The organism is Brevundimonas diminuta ATCC 11568, from assembly GCF_000204035.1.
Lineage (GTDB): Bacteria > Pseudomonadota > Alphaproteobacteria > Caulobacterales > Caulobacteraceae > Brevundimonas > Brevundimonas diminuta.
Map to the genome: position 1 here is coordinate 1689529 of NZ_GL883086.1, position 2433 is coordinate 1691961.

Annotated in this window: 3 protein-coding genes; 2 read left to right on the plus strand and 1 reads right to left on the minus strand. The window is 71.8% G+C overall.

From position 1 onward, the window contains the following. Positions 1 to 211 precede the first annotated feature (211 nt). The gene (locus tag BDIM_RS12030; protein ID WP_050796713.1) at positions 212 to 1147 is read left to right on the plus strand and encodes a sensor histidine kinase; all 936 of its coding nucleotides are present in this window, start codon (positions 212 to 214) and stop codon (positions 1145 to 1147) included. 3 nt (positions 1148 to 1150) lie between these two features. Here the strand turns inward: BDIM_RS12030 and BDIM_RS12035 are convergent, their stop codons facing one another. Beyond that, positions 1151 to 1774 (minus strand): LysE family translocator, encoded by a 624-nt coding sequence (locus tag BDIM_RS12035; RefSeq protein WP_040346032.1) that lies wholly within the window; start codon positions 1772 to 1774, stop codon positions 1151 to 1153. A 101-nt stretch (positions 1775 to 1875) separates the two neighbouring features. Here BDIM_RS12035 and BDIM_RS12040 point away from each other — a divergent pair, with 101 nt between their 5' ends. Further along, positions 1876 to 2316: a DUF6389 family protein gene (locus BDIM_RS12040; protein WP_003165869.1), complete on the plus strand. Its 441-nt coding sequence runs from the start codon at positions 1876 to 1878 to the stop codon at positions 2314 to 2316. The last annotated feature ends 117 nt before the right edge of the window (positions 2317 to 2433 follow it).

Consider the following 2433-nt stretch of genomic DNA (forward strand, 5'->3'; position numbering starts at 1 on the left):
AGCGCCGCCCTGCTGGGTCTGGCCCTGGGCCTGCGTCGCCAGTCGCGCCGCCTGACCGCCGCTGAAGACGCCGTGGCGCGAGTCGAGGCCGTCCTGTCGGGCCCAGCCGGGCCTGACCCTGACGCTGGACGCCGACGGCCGCTATCGCGCCCTGTCCGCCTATGGCGCGGCGCCCGCCGCCCTGCCCGTCGATCTGCTGTTCGAGGACGGATTGCTGGCCGTCGTGGACGAGGCCGACCGCGCCGCCGTCCTGACCGCCCTGGCCCGCGCGCGTAACGGGGCCGAGGCGCAGGTCCGCTTCACCCCGCGCCTGGCGCTGGACCGCCGCATCCTGCTGGTCGCGCGACGGCTCGATAAGGGTCCGCGCCTGATCGTTCAGGCGCTGGACGCCACCTTGCAGCACGCGCGCGAGGCCGAGCTGGACGCCGCCCGCGCCGAGGCTGAGGCGCAGAATCTCGGCAAGACCCGTTTCCTGGCTCACATGAGCCACGAACTGCGCACGCCGCTGAACGCCGTGGTCGGCTTTTCCGACGCCATGCGGCAGGAGCTGTTCGGCCCCGTCCCGCCGCGCTACGCGGACTACGCCGCCTCGATCCATGAGGCGGGCGGCCACCTGCTGGACCTGATCAACGACGTGCTGGACGTCAGCCGCATCGAGGCCGACCGCTATCAACTGTCGCTGGAGCGTTTCGACGCGCGCGAGCCGGTGCTGGCGGCGCTGGCCCTGGTCCGCATTCAGGCTGACGACAAGGGCGTCGAACTGGCCGCCGTCCTGCCGCCCGAGGCGCTGAGCGTCCGCGCCGACCGCCGCGCGCTGAAGCAGATGGCGCTGAACCTGCTGGCCAATGCGGTGAAGTTCACGCCGCCCGGCGGAACCGTCACCGTGTCGGTGCAGGCGGCCGACGACGCGCTGGAGGTGACGGTAGCCGACACCGGCGTCGGCATTTCGGCTGAAGATCTGGCGCGTCTGGGCCGCCCCTATGAACAGGCGGGCGACGCCGAACAACGGGCGCAGGGGTCAGGTCTGGGTCTGGCGCTGGTGCGCGCCCTGGCCGGGCTGCATGGCGGGACGCTGGCGCTGGACAGCGCGCTCGGCGTCGGCACGGCGGCGACGGTGCGCCTGCCGCTTGAGACGCCGGACGCCTGAGCCTCAGACCTTCGAGGCGGCCAGCTTCAGCCCGAAGCCGATGAAGACCACGCCGACCACCCGGTCCATCGTCCGCACCACGGCCGGACGGCGCAGGAACCGGCCCAGCGGCGCCGTCGCCAAAATCAGCCCGGCGAACCAGACGATGGTCAGCGCCACATGCACCCCGACCAGGAAGAAGGTGAAGGCCGCGACATTGGCCCCCTGCGGCACGAACTGGGGCAGGAAGGTCACGTAGAAGACGCCCACCTTGGGGTTCAGCAGATTGGTCAGCAGGCCCCGCCGAAAGGCGACGGGACCACTGGGGGGCAAGGCAGCGCCCGGCTCGCCCAGGCTCCTGCGCGGCTTGAACAGCATCCGCGCGCCCAGCCAGACCAGATAGGCCGCGCCCGCCCACTTCACCACCGTATAGGCCAGCTCCGACACCCGCAGCAGCGCCCCGAACCCCAGCGAAACCGCCGCGCCCCAGATCAGACAGCCCAGCAGGATGCCCGCCCCGGCGAAGACGGCCGAACGCCCGCCCTCGGCCGCCGCCGATCTCAGCACCATCGCCGTGTCCACCCCCGGCGTGATCGTCAGAATGGTGATGGCGACCAGAAAGGCGGCGAACAGGGCGGGATCGAACATGGCGCGCACTGGAACACGCCGTATCGCCCCGCCGCAACCGCCAAACTGGACGGCGCCGCGCTCGGCATAGGAAAGACGCCTCCGGCCCAGCGAGGACGCTCATGGACGAAACCGCCTATCGCGCCGCCCTGCGCGCCACGCTCGACGCCCACGACGGCCCGGCGCTGGAGCGCATCCGCGCCCTGCAGGCCGCCCTGCCCGAGGCGGCGCGCGAAATCCACGTCGTCGTCTTTCCCGATCAGGACGGCGAAGGCGCCTTCAGCGTCCACGTCAGTCTGGACGGCCCCGACCTCTACGTCCTGAACCGGGCGATCGAGCCGCACCGCACCCTGTTCGAGGTCGTCCACGGCGAGGAAGGTTTCGAGCCCGACGTGCCGATGTTCGGACGCGATCCCGGCTTCAGCGTTCAGGACGCCATCGTCGACACGGCCGCCGACTGGATCGAGGCCCTGTGGCCCCGCGGCAGGCGGGCGCCCGTGCCCGTCATGATCTATGGCGACGAGGATTACGGCTCCGCCGTCCCGCGTCGGCTGGAGCCCTAGACCGGTCCCATGGCCAGGAAGGCGCGGGCGGCGGCGAAGTCGCCCGCCTCGAACCGCGCCGTCGCCACGCTGTCGTCGCGGAACAGGAACTCGATCAGAAAGGGCTCGCGCGGGTCC

Coding starts and splice junctions, on each gene's coding strand:
- BDIM_RS12035 (WP_040346032.1), bottom strand. CDS start 1,774: ATGTTCGATCCCGCCCTGTTCGCCGCCTTTCTGGTCGCCATCACCATT.
- BDIM_RS12040 (WP_003165869.1), top strand. CDS start 1,876: ATGGACGAAACCGCCTATCGCGCCGCCCTGCGCGCCACGCTCGACGCC.